The following is a 14,618-nucleotide window of genomic DNA, read 5'->3' on the forward strand; positions in this document are numbered from 1 at the left end:
CATCTCCACGACCAAGCGAATGGCTTCAGCCTTTTCTTCAGCGGTAACGACCCGAAATCCCATGATGCTTCCTTAGGTTGAAACTCCTACAGAGTGGTCCAGGAACATTGAGCCACAACAGCTTGCCAGCGAAGGCGTCGGCCCAGGCGCTGCATGGCTTACGGGCCTCTTCGCCGGCAAGCCGGCTCCTACAGAGATATGTGGTGGTTGGGCCACCGTAGGCGCTGGCTTGCCAGCGAAGGCGTCGGCCCAGGCGCTGCATGGCTTATGGGCCTCTTCGCCGGCAAGCCGGCTCCTACAGAGATGTGTGGTGGTTGGGCCACCGTAGGAGCTGGCTTGCCAGCGAAGGCGTCGGCCCAGGCAACGCATGGCCTACCGGCCCTGAGGCATGGCCCTCTGCAAGCGACCGCTAAGCCGCAGACCATCGCGCACGTTCAACCCCATCAATGTGAGGTTGGTGGCCCCAGCGATCAGTTCGATGATCTGCACCAGGTAAAACCCCGTGTCGAAGCTGCCTGCCGACGCCCATTGGTTGAGCGCAATTGCGCAGGGCACGAGCACCAACAGGCCGTTGGCGGCAATCAAGGGCATGCGCTTTTTCTTCGAGGCGATCAGGCGTCCCTGTCGTGCCCGGCTCAGCCCCATACCGCTGGCTCCCGCCAGGGCCATCGCCGGGATCAGCACCCAGAGCCCTGGGCTGACAATCAGGTGCTTGAGCTGGGCGATGGAATGCCGGGTTCCCATGCCTTCCACCAGCAGGGTCGATACAAAGAACGTGGCGATGCACAGCAGGGCCAGCAGGCTGGCGCTCAGGTGGAGTCGTTTGAGCATGGGTCGAATACCGTCAGTCAATGGGGCGTTGCTCATGCCGTGCAGATATTCGGCACGGCGACCTTGGTGAACAGATGGGGCATGGCCAGGGCACTGGAGGGGTAGCGGCCCAGGGCGTTGGCGAAATCCGCGTGATTGAAGGCTTCGCGAAAGCGCTCCACCGACTCCCATACCGCGTAGTTCAAGAACATGCAGCTGCCACCGATGGCTTGATGGAGCTGGGTGGAAATGTACCCGGCACGCTGTTTCATCCAGTTGGCATCCAGCTCCCAGGCACGCAGCAGGTCGGGGATATCGTCCTGGTCGACGGTGAACAGGTTGACCAGCACCACCGGCGATTCGCTGCACTGGAGCTGCTGGTGAATGGGAACCACAGGATCGAGCGGGCGGATGGACAACATGACGGCCTCCATAATGTAAACATGATGACAAAGTGGTGCGATGTGTGAAAACTAGCTCGATTGACATCATGGTGTCAATGTGGAAAAGTTCGCGGCATGAAAAAACCAAACCACACCCCCGCTGGACGCGCCATGACCGACCTGGTCCTCGAGCTCTTTCGAGCCAGTGCGCGCATGCTCACCGCAGGTGATCGCCTCGTTTCCGAGATAGGTCTCACCAGCGCCCGCTGGCAGCTGCTTGGCACGATCATCGCTGCCGATCGGGCGCAGCCCGTCTCATGGATCGCCCGCGACATGGGCGCCAATCGGCAAAACGTTCAGCGCATCGTCAACGATCTGGTGGCGGACGGCTTACTGGAGTTCCAGCCGAACCCCCACCACCGCCGGGCGCAACTGGTGCTGCTGACGGACGCTGGAAAAGCGGCATTCGATCAGGCATTGAAGCTGCAAGCGCCCTGGATCAACGAGCTTGCGCAAGGGCTGGAGGTCGATGAGATCCAGACGACCCACCGTGTTCTGAACCAGTTGCGCAACCGGCTTGAGCAGGACCAGGGAGACTGAGCGGTCGGCATTCGGCAGCCGTCAGCTGCATCAGCCAGACGGCATCCGAAGACGAGAAACTCCTCCCTCCGCAGGAGCTGGCGCAGCCTGCGAAGGCGCCAGGTGGCGCGCTTGCAGGAGAGGCTAAACCTGCAGTCAGGATCATTCAGAAGCAGCGCGTCACTTGGCCTCTGTTTGCACTTCGCACTCGATTCTGGCAATCCCACTCGATTGCGGTTTGCACGGCACTCAGCACAAAAAATTCACGCCAGCGGAATGTTTTTATGGCATACCTGAAGCCGTCGTGATGACTAAAAGCCATTATTTGATAAAGGTTCTTAGGCACTGTCTGCGTAACGCTGTGCTGGCGCTGCCCACGCTCTGAAAAACAGCAGTGGGATGCTGCGCGGCGTTACCGATATTGACCCGCCAGGGTGGCGCCTAGCGGCAGTGGCATGTCTGTCACTGCCCTTATCCATGGACTTTGGAGCAATGAGCGTAGCGGTATGAAACCGGGAGTCCCGGCTGTCTGGGAATGTGCAGCGACGATGCCTGGTTGAAGGGAGCGTTAACCCAATCGTCGAGTGGCTTATAGCTTCATGACTTTGCGTCGATAACGTGGAGTCACTGCTGTGAAATACCGACCATTCCATTAGAGAGATAAAAAATGAACGTTAGGACAATGAACCTTGCTCCAAGATCTGCCGCTTTTTTCTCACTCATTGTCCTAGTGGTTTTTGTGCTGGGTATCGTCGCCGTGCTGCAAATGGGCAAGCTGCGAGAATCCGAGCAGGATGTTGAAAACAACTGGATGGCGAGCATTCGCGAGATCGGCAAGATGAAGGCCGGCACCTTGCGCCTGCGCCTGGAAAGCCTGCGGATTACCGTGACCACCGATGAACAGCAGCGACAAACCCGCATCGCCGCGTTGAGCGGTTATCGCAACACGCTGCAGGGCACCCTCAGCAACTACGCGCCGTTGATCTCGGGGTCGGCGGAGCGCGAGCTGTACCAGGCGGTGGCCAGTGACGCCCAGGACTACTTCAAGCTGCTGGACCAGTTGGAACCCCTGCTGCGCAGCGGTGACAATGCCGCGGCCATCGCCCTGATCAACACCCGCATCAGCCCCATGACCAACTCCCTGCAGGAGAAGATGGACAAGCTCTCGGACTTCAACGACGAGGGCGCCAAGGGGGCAGGGCAGCAAGCCGCGTCGATCTACAGCAGTGGCGTGACCCTGGTGATTGGCCTGCTGGCGGTTACCGTCGTGCTCACTATCGTTCTGGCCGCGGTGCTGACCCGCAGCATCACCTCGCCCCTCAGCGACGCCCTGGCCGTGGCCGAGCGCATCGCCGGCAGCGACCTGTCCCGGGAGATCGGGGTCAGTGGCCGCGATGAAGCCGGTCGCCTGCTGGCGGCCCTGGCGCAGATGCAGACCAACCTGCGGGAAACCATCGCCCACATCGCCGATTCCTCCACTCAACTGGCCTCGGCCTCGGAAGAAATGACCGCCGTGACCGAAGACGCCAGCCGTGGGCTGGTACGGCAGAACGACGAGGTCAATCAGGCGGCCACAGCGGTGACCGAAATGAGTGCTGCGGTAGATGAAGTTGCACGCAATGCCGACGCCGCGGCCCAGTCTTCCCGTGAGTCCATGGAGTTCACCCGCTCCGGCATCGACAACGTGGCGCAGACCCTGAAAGCCATCGAAGGCCTGGCCGGCAACGTCGCCAGCACCGGCGAGCAGGTCAAGGCCCTGTCCAGCCGGGCCCAGGACATCAGCAAAGTGGTGGAAGTGATTCGCGCGATTGCTGAGCAGACCAACCTGCTGGCCCTCAACGCCGCCATCGAAGCCGCCCGTGCCGGCGAGCAAGGCCGTGGCTTTGCGGTGGTGGCCGATGAAGTACGGGCCCTGGCCCACCGCACCCAGCAGTCGACCCAGGAAATCGAACAGATGATCACCGCGATCCAGGCCGACTCGACCCAGGCAGTGAGTGCGATGAACGTCAGTGCCGAGATGGCCAACAGCTCGATTTCGGTGGCGCAGAACGCGGATGTGTCGCTCAAGCAGATTGCCCAGGCGATTAGCCAGATCAATGAACGCAATCTGTTGATTGCCACGGCTTCGGAAGAACAGGCGCAGGTGGCGCGTGAGGCGGATCAGAACCTGACCAGTATTCGCGAGCTGTCGATTCAGAGTTCGGCGGGGGCCAGTCAGACGGCCAGTGCTTGTGGGGAGATGGCCAATCTGGCGATTGAGTTGAACCGGCTGGTGGCGCGGTTCAAGGTTTGATAGGGCGTTGGCCCTGGCCAAGGGGGGAGACGCCTGGCGTCGGAGGGTGACCCCGTGCCTCGTAGGAGCTGGCTTGCCAGCGAAGCTTGTTAACGATGACGCGGAGTTTCCTGCGACACCGCTCGTCCTTTGTGGGGGGGGACATATCCGTTGCTGCGGTCACGGCGGCTTATGGTTTCGCTCTTACAGCGAGTCACTTTGGAAAAGCCGGAATGCCGGCCCAGCCCAAAGTAACCAAAGGGCTTCTGCCCCTCCACTCGGTGCCTCGCTAAGGCTCGGCATGCCCTCTCTCCGGCATTGATCCGTGGGCCGCCGCCACAGGCCATCCATGGCCTGGGGCGGCTAACCCGGCATCCCTGCCGGGTTACCCACGGCTCAATGCCTGCGTTCGGCCATCGTGGTTAAGGGGGCAGGCAGATCAAGATCAAAATCTGACGGCGGCCTTGCGGCCGGCCTGAGGATGAGGCCGTGTGTACCGCCCCGTAGGAGCTAGCTTGCCAGCGAAGGCGTCCGCCAGAACGATGCATGACTTGAGGGCCTCTTCGCCGGCTGTAAGCAAGCGCCGGATTTGACACCATTTAACGCGCTAATTGGCACAGCTGCCCTGCTATAATCCACTCAATAATCGCGATTTGTTTGGCATAACCTTTACCCAGAGCTATTGGGCCAACTCGACAATCCAAGCCGGACGATCTGGGCGCCTCTGAGTATCTGGAAACACGGTCGACTGTGGCCAATCACGCAATGCTTGTATGTACGTCAGCAAATCGCTGAACTGGGCCCGGGTCAGTGTGGTTTTACCAATCTCAAGCTGATCCCGGTGCCGCTCTCGCAGCCACATGACCGATGCCATTTCACTGTCACGCCAAGCTCGCTCTTGAGCAACGAGGTCAGGCACAGACATCTGTGCTAACGGCTCTTCAATCTCGATCCAATCAGGAGCTGGAAGCTCAAAGCCATTCAGCTTTGCTTGCTCAAGATCATCACTGCTTAGCCAATAGATACCATTTTCCGCATCAGTAAAATATTTTCCGCTAATCATCATCTGAACTCCGACCATTTAGCGATGGTGTAATAACTCGCTGTGACCTGATACGTCGCCCCAGGCGGGACCAATGTGGTCCCGGTAACGACAGATCCTGAAGTGGCGTTGTTCACTGTCTGCGTAAACACCACCACACCACCCACAAAAATGCTCAGCGTGCCATTTTGTGAAACACTGCTTGAAACACTCAAGGCTATCGCCCTGGCGGTACTATTCGAATATGTAACGGATAATGCCCGCAAAGCGGTGACATCTTGCCAACTTTGCGACACGCCAAAATCCGGCAGCAGCTCGGCTTTTCTTACATAGTTATTCGGATCAAAATTTGATGACAGCCAGAACACACCAAAGTCGGTCGTGTCAACGGTCGCCTTGAGGCCCGACGCTGACCAACCGATCTTAACTAGATTGGGCGTCTGACCTACACCTGTACCTTGCTGTACAGGGGGAAAGCCAAGCGCGGTCATAAATTTACTATTCGCCTCGTCCCTCGTGTAAGCGTTGTTAATACCATAGCCCGCAAGCGTAGTCGCTTTGCTGGCCTTTCCAGCTAGCGCGTTCGTCATCGTAACCGCGAAGTTCGGATCATTGCCCAATGCATCAGCCAACTCCTTGAGCGTGTCCAAGGCCGCAGGTGACGAGGCAACCAAGTCAGCAACCCTTTGTTGAATTGCGGCCGTAGTCTCTAGCTTGGTAAACACATCAGTGATACCAAAGCCCACAACGGTGGTCGGCTTGCCGCTGAGCTTCAGCCAGGTATTTGCTTTGGCCTGAATAGCCTGGATGGCCTTCAAAATTTGAGAGTCGTCAGCAGCGTCCAGGGTCAGACCCGCGCCCTCTACAAGTTGAACCAGCTCACGCTGTATTGCGTTTAACCATGCAGCCTTGAGCAGCGTAGCTGCGACTCCCGCTCCAGGATTGCCCTCGGTGAACTCACCAGAGGCGTTTGCCGACGCGGTACTTGCACCGATCTTTTGCATTAGTTGTCTCCGTAACCGAACAGCAGAATGGATTCGGCGGGCTTCATTTGACTGAGCCTGCACTCAAGGGACTTGTTGCCCCAGGACGCCAGCGGGTCACCCGCTCCAGTGATCCCTGCAACGGCCTGACTCACAGTCACCGCTGGCGCGTTGACGCGCCATGTGAATGCCCAGTCGCCACCGTTGATTGGGTCGCCAGCTCGCGCCATGCCTGCACAAGCTGGGCGAAAGGTGTCGATGGTTATGTCGTAGCCCAGGGACTTGGCCAGAGCGATAAAAAAGGATCGACTCTGACCGCCACGACCTTGCAACTTGCTGACAACCGCCTGCACACGCTGGCGAACCGATTGCGGCACACCAACAAGGCAAGGATCAGGCAACGCAAGAACGCGCTCCCAGTCGCTGAGCCCCATTCCAGAGTCGGCAAAAATGGCGCTGTAAGTCGCCTCGGCTTGAGCATCGGAAAGTGTCAGCGCACTGGCCTCGGCTTCGATGGCAGCCGATAGGCGCGGCGCCGAGCCGTCATAGGAAACTGGTGGGAGCAGCAGCCGGAGCTGGTCGGCAAGACTCGTCATTCCATCAGCCCCAATGTGATTGCTCCGGGACGAATCCAGCCGATTAGGCCTGCGTCATCAGACGCTTTGACGTTTCCGGCCGGGGCAGTAACGGAGCGATCTGTAACCCCTGCAAGATTGTTGAGCATGGCCTCAATCTGTGAGCGCTTGAGCATCTCGCGAGGCTTGAGTGCCCCGAGCAATGTGTTGTAGGCGACCTGTGCGGCCGCTTGCACGTCAGCAAGCTTGTAGCCGTCCGCTAGCTCTACAAGAGCGGCGGAATCGACTGTGCGGACCAACGGGGCATAAACCCACACATCTGCAATTACCGAGCACTCGCCCAGAATGAATTCCTTGCAGTTTGCTATGACTTCGGCAGATGGGGTGCCGGTGCTGGCGGTGATCACCACGTCGACAGTGCCCGCACCGCGCCGCATAGGCAGTACCAAGGCATCTGCCACACCGTCCACGCTTCTGGCCCAGCGCTTGAAGTCATAAGCCGTGCCACCAGCAGGCGGCGACTGCATGAGGTCAAGGAGCCGGGCAAGCAAGGACTCTGTCCTTTCCTGGTCATCACCACCGGTAGTCTCACCAATGAAGCTGGCAGCCGAATCCATGCCCAACGGCGGGCTGATGAGTACAAGGCCACCAGTCAGCTTGTTGAGTTGGGCGCCGACTGTCTGCGCCTGAACAAGAACGGTTGCAGTGCCATCGGTGCCAATTGTCGCGCTAGCTAATGCGTCGAACTTCTCGCCGGTCACAACATGAGTGAGGGTGGCCCCTGGCAACAACTCGACACCTACAGCACCTTTCAGCGCGACGGTCCCTGTCGCGGCTACCGCACCCTTACGCAGCACTCCCCGAATGGCAGCCGCATGCACCAGTTCCTCTTCGTCTGCGGTGTCAGGGAAGATCTGGCGATACACCCAAGCGAGCTTCTGATACAGGCCCTCGACAGCCGCAGCAACGGCAGTTGAGCGCACATAGTTGTCACTGTCGGTGCCGATATCAGCCTCGGGCTGAAGGTTGCGAATGTCGCGCAAGATCGCGGCGAGAATGCTTTCCAGGGCAGGCGCAGAAAAGGCCATATCAGATCACTCGTACAGGTTGGCGAAACACCTGCGGATTGCCGGTGGCGTCGATGATGTCAATTTGCAGGTCGAGCCAGCCGTTGTGGGGCTGCTCGGCGGTGATAGTGATCTTCTTGGCGCGGCCATCATCGAACAGCGGCTTGAGGGCTTGCTCGGCGTATTGCTTGGCTAGGATACCCACTCGGGGCAGATCCTTTTCGCGACGAAGTTCATGCAGGCGTGAGCCCAGGGCCGGGTCTTTCCACCAGGTGCCGAGGGGTGTCATGAGGCGAATGTAAACGGCGTTCGCCAGCGTATTGATACGCTGGCCCGTCAAGTCGCCAGTGGTTGGGTTTATGCCTGCGTCCATGAGGGGCATGGTGCAGGGTTACATGAGGGAAGTGTATTTCAGGGCCGCTTAAGGTTTTTTGGGCAGACCTGCTAGTGCCCGATTTGCGGCGCTTAACTCGTTGATGTGGGCGTAATGCGTCGGCTCTTTGATATTTGATGCAAGTGTTAGGCGATTGGCTACCTGATTGGTTTCATGATCTACGATCAGGCCAATAATAGTGCCATCTTCTAGCAAAGCCCATGCAGCGAGTGGCTCAACAATGCCGTGCACCACATCGTTTTTTTCGCCAACGAGATACCAATCGCTGCAAGGAATGATTTGAACAATCTTCGTCATTAACACCTCCATTGAGAGTCCCAAAAACTAACACAGCTTATTGCTGTGGTGTTGGAGTAGGTCCTGCTCCATGCTTATGGAGGTTATAGATATCTCGGTCCGCCTGCATGGAGCGAGTATGGTCAATGATTTCCGCTTCAGCCTTTATGCCACCATCAACATGCTGGTCGCCTGTCATCTCGACCATGGGCGTTTCAAAGCGCACCTTATTCTTGACCTTGATCACCAGGTCATCGGTTACGACCTCAATCAACCGGCCGCGCTTCATGTGGATGTAATCGCCCTCATCGGTGTATAGCGATACTTCGCCGTCCTGGAGCGTTAGACGATAGCGCCCGTCCTCGCTCGCCACCACCACAGCGTGTTTGCTATTGCCGCCCACGGGGATAACCAGGTACTCGGCACCGGGGAGCGGCGCCGAGCTGAATCCGTAGTGCTGGAACAGCTCGCCTGAAACCGACTCACCCGAAAGGCCCTCCATTTCGACACCGATCAAGGTTCCGTGGGTGTTCCTGGCTGCAACGGCACGGAAGGCCTGGCGAACGTTGCTCATGACTCGGGCGACTTGCTCGCGCACCAGGCGCGGTAGGCTGCTCATCAGAGAGCCTTGATCATTTCGACAAAGGCCGCGTCCGAACCAGACTTGTCCTTACCTTTGCGCGTCTTGACCTTGTTCCCGTCAAGCACCCACATCTTGTCTTCACGCAGGCGCAGCTCGGTGATAGCCCCCTCGCCACGAGACAGCCGCAGGGTGCGGGACATCAGAAAGTAGGTGGCATCCAGCCCGTGGGGTTCACTGCGGACGATTACACGCTGACCAGGGCTCCAGACCTGGCCATTATCGGCGCGGTGCCCTTTGACGATGGCGCGGATCTCGAACCCCTCCAGCCGACTGTCGGCCAGCAGCTTTCGTGCGCGGGTGGTGGCCATGTCCTGGTTCTCGCTGGAGCTATCGATAACGACCTTGGGCCGGAAGATCCCGCGACGTGACAGCGTCTCATCTTGAATAACCGAACGCAGGTGGGAGCGTTTGGTATCCAGGCCATCGTTGTCGTACTGGCCGTGCTGCCCGAGGACGGTTATCTGGCTGTAGCAGTTGGCTATCGAGTGCCGGACGCTCAGGCGCTGGACGTTGTTGCCCACGCCATCCTCGCGCAGGATCAGCGTACCCACGGGCGGTGCGCTGTAGTCCGGCCCGCCGATAACCAGACGCCCGTCTGGCTCGACCCATGGCCATAAGCCGTTGGCCTCGGCGACCTGGAGCAATGCTTCCCAAGCGGTCTGGCCAGGCTCGATCTGGATGCGCCGCCGAGTCTTGGCTTGGTCGGCACGGATCTCGACCTGGTACGTGCCCAGGGGCTTTACCACCTGGTCAAGGATCTGCGCCAGGGACGCTTCGCGCATGGACACGAAAGGTGCAGAGCAGTCGACCAAGGGGGCTGCACGGTCGCGGCCGTTGATACGCATGTTGATACCCTGGCGCGAGACATCGTGCTCAAACTCATCAATCTGCCCGGTCAACACGCGGTCGCCGTCCAATGTCAATGAACAAGGTGCGCCCTCTTTGATCACGTCAGGCAAGCGCGCGGCATTCTTTGTGTGCAGCTCCAATTCGAAGGCATCGGCCGGGGTCAACAGATCAGACTCAACCGACCAGCCATCCCAGGCTTCGTGGAACAGGCCGCCAATAGACAGTCGGATAGACGGAGCAGAATCATTCAGCATAAGCACGCAGCACCTTACCGGCCGGGATATTGTGTGGGGTGTTCAGATCAGGGTTAAGCCTGATCAGCTCAAGAGCGCGGGCGTGGTCGCCGTACCAGCGATGGGCCAACAGGCGCAGGCTGGCCGGAGTCTCGACCATGCGCTCGACCATAGGCGGGCTCTGCAAGATCACCTGCCGGGCTCGGGCCTGGATCATCGCGGCGGTATTGCGCAGGGCCTCAATGACGGGACGGGAGTTTTCCACGTCATACAATCGACGCTGGAGCAGGATTGCCCCCTGGACCAAGGAGCGCACCAGGTTAACCAGACCCTCCAGTTCCAAGGGGCTCAGTGTCGGCGTGCTGGCTTCATCCTCGATCACTGTGGCCACCGCCAGCGCGTGGGCTGCGGCAAGCTCGGTGACGACCAGGACAACGAGCGCGAACGCACTGGCCTCGACCGGATCGTCAGGCATACCGTCGGGCAGCCTGTCCGCATCAGGGGCAACACCTTGGCGGGCACTGATCAAGAAAGCATTGGCAACCTGCGCAGCATCTGTGGTCAAGGTGTCAGCGCCTGGCATGGTCGCCGGAATGCCACTGCGGGCCAGCAGTGCCGTCGACGTGCTGGGCGTGCTGTCACTGATCGAGCCACGGATCTGCGTCGGCGTGCGGAACAGGTCCGTCAGAGGATCGAATGCCGCCGAGGAATGCTTAGCCATCGACGCAACACCAGACACTACGCCTAGGATCTGTGACCGCAGCTGCTGCACGCGCAGAAAGATACCTGGCAGGCCGAGCGCTTTCTCGATCAGCCCGACCCAACCGCCACCGATCCACGACTGAATCTCCGCGACCAGGGAATCGACGCGGCCGAACAAATCGAAGATGCCGTCCTGCCAGCGATACTGGTCCTCCTGTTCAAGCACACCGATATCGACGAACTCAAACTGCCGGGCAAAAAACGCTAAGTCGGGGGTGTCCTCGACAAACAGCAGGCTAACCATTGCAGCGTCGGGGCGGTCTGCAACGTGTTTCACCTCGACGTTTTGCGAGACGACACTCATGCTGCCGTAAATCGGGTGGATCAGTTCACCAGGGCCACGCTGACCCAGTGCCAGCAGAAGGTTCTGTAGCTCAATCTCGTAGTTTTTGCCGTAAACGATGAGCTGCATCGGGACGCGACGTGCCCCCCGACCCAGGTCGACCACGCTGTCACCATCCTTAAATGGTGTTCCATGTTCGGACAGCGCCCGCTGCCATTGCAGGCTTTCGTCAACGACCAAGAGCGGAACACCTCGAAAGGAGGCATCCAGCAGGGTTTCTGACCAACTCATCCGCCGCGCCTCATTTGGATGTCCGCTCGGCGCTCAACCTCGGCCTGGATCATGTTTGAGTCGGTGCGCAGCTCAATGACCAGGGGCTGGTCCAGAAGGCGTTGTAGGCGCGCCATGGCGGCAGGCGTTTCAGCCCCAGCGGACACGGCGCGATTCGCGACCCCAGCGGCCCACTGATTGGCCCCATCGACCGGCAAGCCCGATGCCGTTAAGCCGGTTTGCTGGTGTGCCAAGCGTTGGGCCTGAGACGACAGCCAGTCAGATGATTGGTCGGGGTTCTGTCCGGCCAGGTCTATACGATTGCGGTAAAAGGCGGTTTGGTAGGTGCGCTGGTCATCGTTGAGCAACTTGCTGCGCTGGGCAGCATCCAGGCGGCCTTCGTCTGTGGCGGTCGCACTTGCCCCGCCAATCTGCGTGGCACTTGCACCCAAGGCCACAGGTGCCAACCATGGCGCGACAAAACCGCCCGGCTTGCCCTTACCGGAAGATGGCGCGCCAGGCAGATCCGGCACGCCGCCAAGCATACCGTTCGGCCAGTTGGTGACGAAGACAGAAGTAACGCCTGTCGCTTCCTCCAGGACTTTACCGACCGCAATATTTTTGAGGGTTTCAGGCCCGCCCGTGAGCTTGTTGAACAGCGCACCGACACCAGCTTTGGCACCACGTCCGGCGTAGTAACCACCAACACCCAGGGCAGCACCGCCAGCCAGCATCTGTTCACCGGACAAGTTCAGGTCATCGAGCAGGTAACTGCCCATGTCAGCGAAGCTCTTGTTTAAAGGACTCGCCATGCGGTCAATAGCTTCGGCTAGTGTGGCTTTCATCCGAGCAGCTGTACCGCTAGTGCTCTCGGTATTTTCTTTCAAGTCCCTATTGTAAATAGGTGCAGCTTTATAAAGATCTTTTGAACCCGACTTTAAGTCGTCTAATCGTTCACCGGTTAACATACTGCGCCAGCCACGCACAGTGTCCTGGTCCATTCCTTTGAATACTACCCCCATAAACTTAGCGCGCTGCTCATCGGTTTTCATTGCTTCATACTTACGTTTTAGTTCACTAAAAACCTCTTCTGGATTACGTGAGCTTTTATCTTTATTGAAGAAACTAACACCAGTCGATTTAGTAACCTGATCTCTATACTGCTTGTTACTGAACACTCGCAAGGTTGATTCTGCCAGCGTGCCAAGCCTTTCAGGCTGTAGCTCAACTTTAGAAAGCGACTCTGTGAATGCTAATGCCTGTTCAATCGACATGCCTGCCGCAGCCGCAGCGCCCCCAATCTTAGGAAACAAGTCAGACAAGTTTTCAAGCTCGGCGTTACCAAGTCGTCCGGCGACTGTCATTTTTTGCAGCAGGTCAAGTGCTGCACCATCTTTGTTTAAGTCGATATTGAATGCACTGGACGCTGCAACAACAGCCTTTCCCAAGACGGAAGAGTCAGCGCCGGTAATTGCTGTCGCCTGACCGATAGCGTCGGCAGTTTTCTTTGCAGCATCGTATTTTACGCCGGAAGCGATCAGCGTATTAAATCCGCCATCAACACCCGAGCGATCAATGCCATAGGCTTTAGCAATTCTAAAACCTTCGGTTTTCCAATCTCCTTTTTGCTCTTCCGACATTTCTGCTGTTTGCTTAGTTTGAATCAGCATGCGCTCAAGTTGGGCACTACTCTTCAGGGCTGAAACTACTCCAACCCCCATACCCAACCCAGCCAGTTGTCCTTGCATACTTCCGCCCAAACCTTTCAGGCGCTCGAACTCCTGGCGGGCACCCGCAGCAATCGTCTTCAAGGTGCGAAGACTGCGCCCACCGTTTTGCGCCAGGCGCCGAAAGGATGACTCGGTTCGCTCAACGCTCTGGCGCAGCGGCTGCACGCCCTGGCGGTCAGCGCTCACCAGTTCCGTCTTGGCATCGCGGGCAGCCTTACGGGCGGTCGCAGCCATCTGCTTGAGTTCGGCCGAAGTCTTGCTGACCTCGATCCGCGTGCCAGAACCAGCGCCCGCAGTTTCACGCATGGCGCTACGGATGGTTTTATAGCTGTTGGCCCCCACGCGGCCGACGTTGGTTATTGCAGTGGAGGCCTTCCAGCTTTCATCCGCCAGGGACTTGGCGCCTTCCTTGCCCGCCTTGCGAAGATCGCGATTGATCTGCTCGATCTCGCGGCGGCTGTTGCCTGCATGAGCTTGGAAACGAAGCGCTACGCGCAGATCAGAACTCATTGGATGCTCCCGAAAGGGTCTTACAGGGACAAGAAAGGCCCGGAATCGGGCCAGGCCTTATCGTGGTTTCGGCAGTGGCTTGCGCTGGCGCTTGCTGACGTAGCGTGTTTTCTTGACCTTGCCGATGATCAGATCGATACGGGCGTCGATCTCCGCCCTGGTCATGCGGCGGAGTTCGTCGAGCCGGTAGCCGTGTCGGACGAGGGTGTGCTCGATTCGTCGCCAGTCGGCGTTGCCGCGCTCGGCGGCGCGAGCTTTTTTTCCAGATCAGCATCCGCGTTGGCGATGATGGCCAAGTCGGTTTCGGCGAGTTGCTCGCGCAACAGCTCGACCGTCAGAGCCTCGGTCGGAATGTCACCCAAGGACAGCAACTGGCGGCGATACACTTCAAGGGTGGTCAGTTGAAAGGGACCATCAGGATGCAGCTCTTGTGCTGCGACTAGGTCGCCCGCCATGCCAACGCGCAGGGTGAAGCGCTTGTGCCGAAGGCCAGCGTAATAAACGCCGATACGCAGCTCGCCGGTAATGGTCAGGCCGTCCCACTGCTTGTTCGCTTGCTCAGTCATTGCGTTACTCCGTGTAGTAGTTCAGTGCGGCGATGGTCAGGTCGCGTGTGGCTTCGCCTTCATGCTGGTACTTACTGCCCATCTCCATCAGCGCGCAGCCGGTCCAGGTCTGGCGCTTACTGCCGCCATCCTGGGGATAGATGGTCAGCTTGGCGTCCAGCAAGGCGCGCCAGTCCGGCTCGCCGGATTTTGGGATAGGCACGGAGATTTTCAGTTCGTGCTCTTCAATACCTTTGGCCGTGCCGGTCGCTCGACCCGTGCGGTTCATGGTTTTTACAACTGTGCGCCCGGTCTTGAGGCTTGGCTCGACGCTGGAGACCTCATAGTCAGTGCCGTTGATCTCCAGGACGATCAGTCCCACATAGTTATCAGCCATCTAAAGTCACCTCTT

General features: G+C 58.7%; 16 protein-coding genes. 2 read left to right on the plus strand and 14 right to left on the minus strand.

Annotated features, from left to right (window positions below; genetic code table 11):
* Positions 1-372 precede the first annotated feature (372 nt).
* Both GV818_RS29740 and GV818_RS29745 read right to left on the minus strand, forming a co-directional pair.
* On the minus strand, positions 373-831 hold the full coding sequence (locus GV818_RS29740; RefSeq protein WP_161778258.1) for a hypothetical protein: 459 nt from the start codon (positions 829-831) through the stop codon (positions 373-375).
* Between the two features lie 32 nt (positions 832-863).
* Positions 864-1,232, minus strand: coding sequence for an antibiotic biosynthesis monooxygenase family protein (locus tag GV818_RS29745; RefSeq protein ID WP_161778259.1), 369 nt, complete (start codon positions 1,230-1,232; stop codon positions 864-866).
* 132 nt (positions 1,233-1,364) lie between these two features.
* Here GV818_RS29745 and GV818_RS29750 point away from each other — a divergent pair, with 132 nt between their 5' ends.
* Both GV818_RS29750 and GV818_RS29755 read left to right on the plus strand, forming a co-directional pair.
* Entirely contained in the window at positions 1,365-1,793 is a 429-nt protein-coding gene (locus GV818_RS29750) for a MarR family winged helix-turn-helix transcriptional regulator (protein WP_161760043.1), read from the plus strand.
* A gap of 646 nt (positions 1,794-2,439) precedes the next feature.
* A complete protein-coding gene (locus GV818_RS29755) occupies positions 2,440-4,065 on the plus strand; it encodes a methyl-accepting chemotaxis protein (protein WP_161778260.1) in 1,626 nt (541 codons plus the stop codon).
* A gap of 658 nt (positions 4,066-4,723) precedes the next feature.
* Here the strand turns inward: GV818_RS29755 and GV818_RS34665 are convergent.
* The 12 genes from GV818_RS34665 to GV818_RS29815 form a co-directional block, all read right to left on the minus strand.
* On the minus strand, positions 4,724-5,110 hold the full coding sequence (locus tag GV818_RS34665) for a phage tail assembly chaperone (protein WP_256679558.1): 387 nt from the start codon (positions 5,108-5,110) through the stop codon (positions 4,724-4,726).
* Positions 5,107-6,090, minus strand: coding sequence for a hypothetical protein (locus GV818_RS34670; RefSeq protein WP_161778261.1), 984 nt, complete (start codon positions 6,088-6,090; stop codon positions 5,107-5,109). Before GV818_RS34670 ends, GV818_RS34665 begins: the two co-directional genes overlap by 4 nt.
* Complete coding sequence (locus GV818_RS29770; RefSeq protein WP_161778262.1) at positions 6,090-6,665, minus strand: YmfQ family protein; 576 nt, start codon at positions 6,663-6,665, stop codon at positions 6,090-6,092. Before GV818_RS29770 ends, GV818_RS34670 begins: the two co-directional genes overlap by 1 nt.
* On the minus strand, positions 6,662-7,732 hold the full coding sequence (locus GV818_RS29775) for a baseplate J/gp47 family protein (protein WP_161778263.1): 1,071 nt from the start codon (positions 7,730-7,732) through the stop codon (positions 6,662-6,664). The genes GV818_RS29770 and GV818_RS29775 overlap by 4 nt, the downstream gene beginning before the upstream one ends.
* Position 7,733: 1 nt before the next feature.
* Complete coding sequence (locus GV818_RS29780) at positions 7,734-8,051, minus strand: phage GP46 family protein (RefSeq protein ID WP_256679561.1); 318 nt, start codon at positions 8,049-8,051, stop codon at positions 7,734-7,736.
* Between the two features lie 81 nt (positions 8,052-8,132).
* The gene (locus GV818_RS29785; RefSeq protein ID WP_161778265.1) at positions 8,133-8,402 is read right to left on the minus strand and encodes a hypothetical protein; all 270 of its coding nucleotides are present in this window, start codon (positions 8,400-8,402) and stop codon (positions 8,133-8,135) included.
* 37 nt (positions 8,403-8,439) lie between these two features.
* Complete coding sequence (locus GV818_RS29790) at positions 8,440-9,000, minus strand: phage baseplate assembly protein domain-containing protein (RefSeq protein WP_161778266.1); 561 nt, start codon at positions 8,998-9,000, stop codon at positions 8,440-8,442.
* Positions 9,000-10,127 (minus strand): phage baseplate assembly protein, encoded by a 1,128-nt coding sequence (locus GV818_RS29795; protein WP_161778267.1) that lies wholly within the window; start codon positions 10,125-10,127, stop codon positions 9,000-9,002. Before GV818_RS29795 ends, GV818_RS29790 begins: the two co-directional genes overlap by 1 nt.
* A complete protein-coding gene (locus GV818_RS29800; RefSeq protein ID WP_161778268.1) occupies positions 10,117-11,442 on the minus strand; it encodes a DNA circularization protein in 1,326 nt (441 codons plus the stop codon). The genes GV818_RS29795 and GV818_RS29800 overlap by 11 nt, the downstream gene beginning before the upstream one ends.
* Positions 11,439-13,661, minus strand: coding sequence for a phage tail tape measure protein (locus GV818_RS29805; protein ID WP_161778269.1), 2,223 nt, complete (start codon positions 13,659-13,661; stop codon positions 11,439-11,441). Before GV818_RS29805 ends, GV818_RS29800 begins: the two co-directional genes overlap by 4 nt.
* Positions 13,662-13,822: 161 nt before the next feature.
* Positions 13,823-14,227 (minus strand): hypothetical protein, encoded by a 405-nt coding sequence (locus GV818_RS29810; protein ID WP_161778270.1) that lies wholly within the window; start codon positions 14,225-14,227, stop codon positions 13,823-13,825.
* 4 nt (positions 14,228-14,231) lie between these two features.
* Positions 14,232-14,603, minus strand: a complete 372-nt coding sequence (locus GV818_RS29815; RefSeq protein ID WP_161778271.1) for a phage tail protein — start codon at positions 14,601-14,603, stop codon at positions 14,232-14,234.
* Positions 14,604-14,618 lie beyond the last annotated feature (15 nt).

Source organism: Pseudomonas sp. Fl4BN1 (genome assembly GCF_009908285.1).
Lineage (GTDB): Bacteria > Pseudomonadota > Gammaproteobacteria > Pseudomonadales > Pseudomonadaceae > Aquipseudomonas.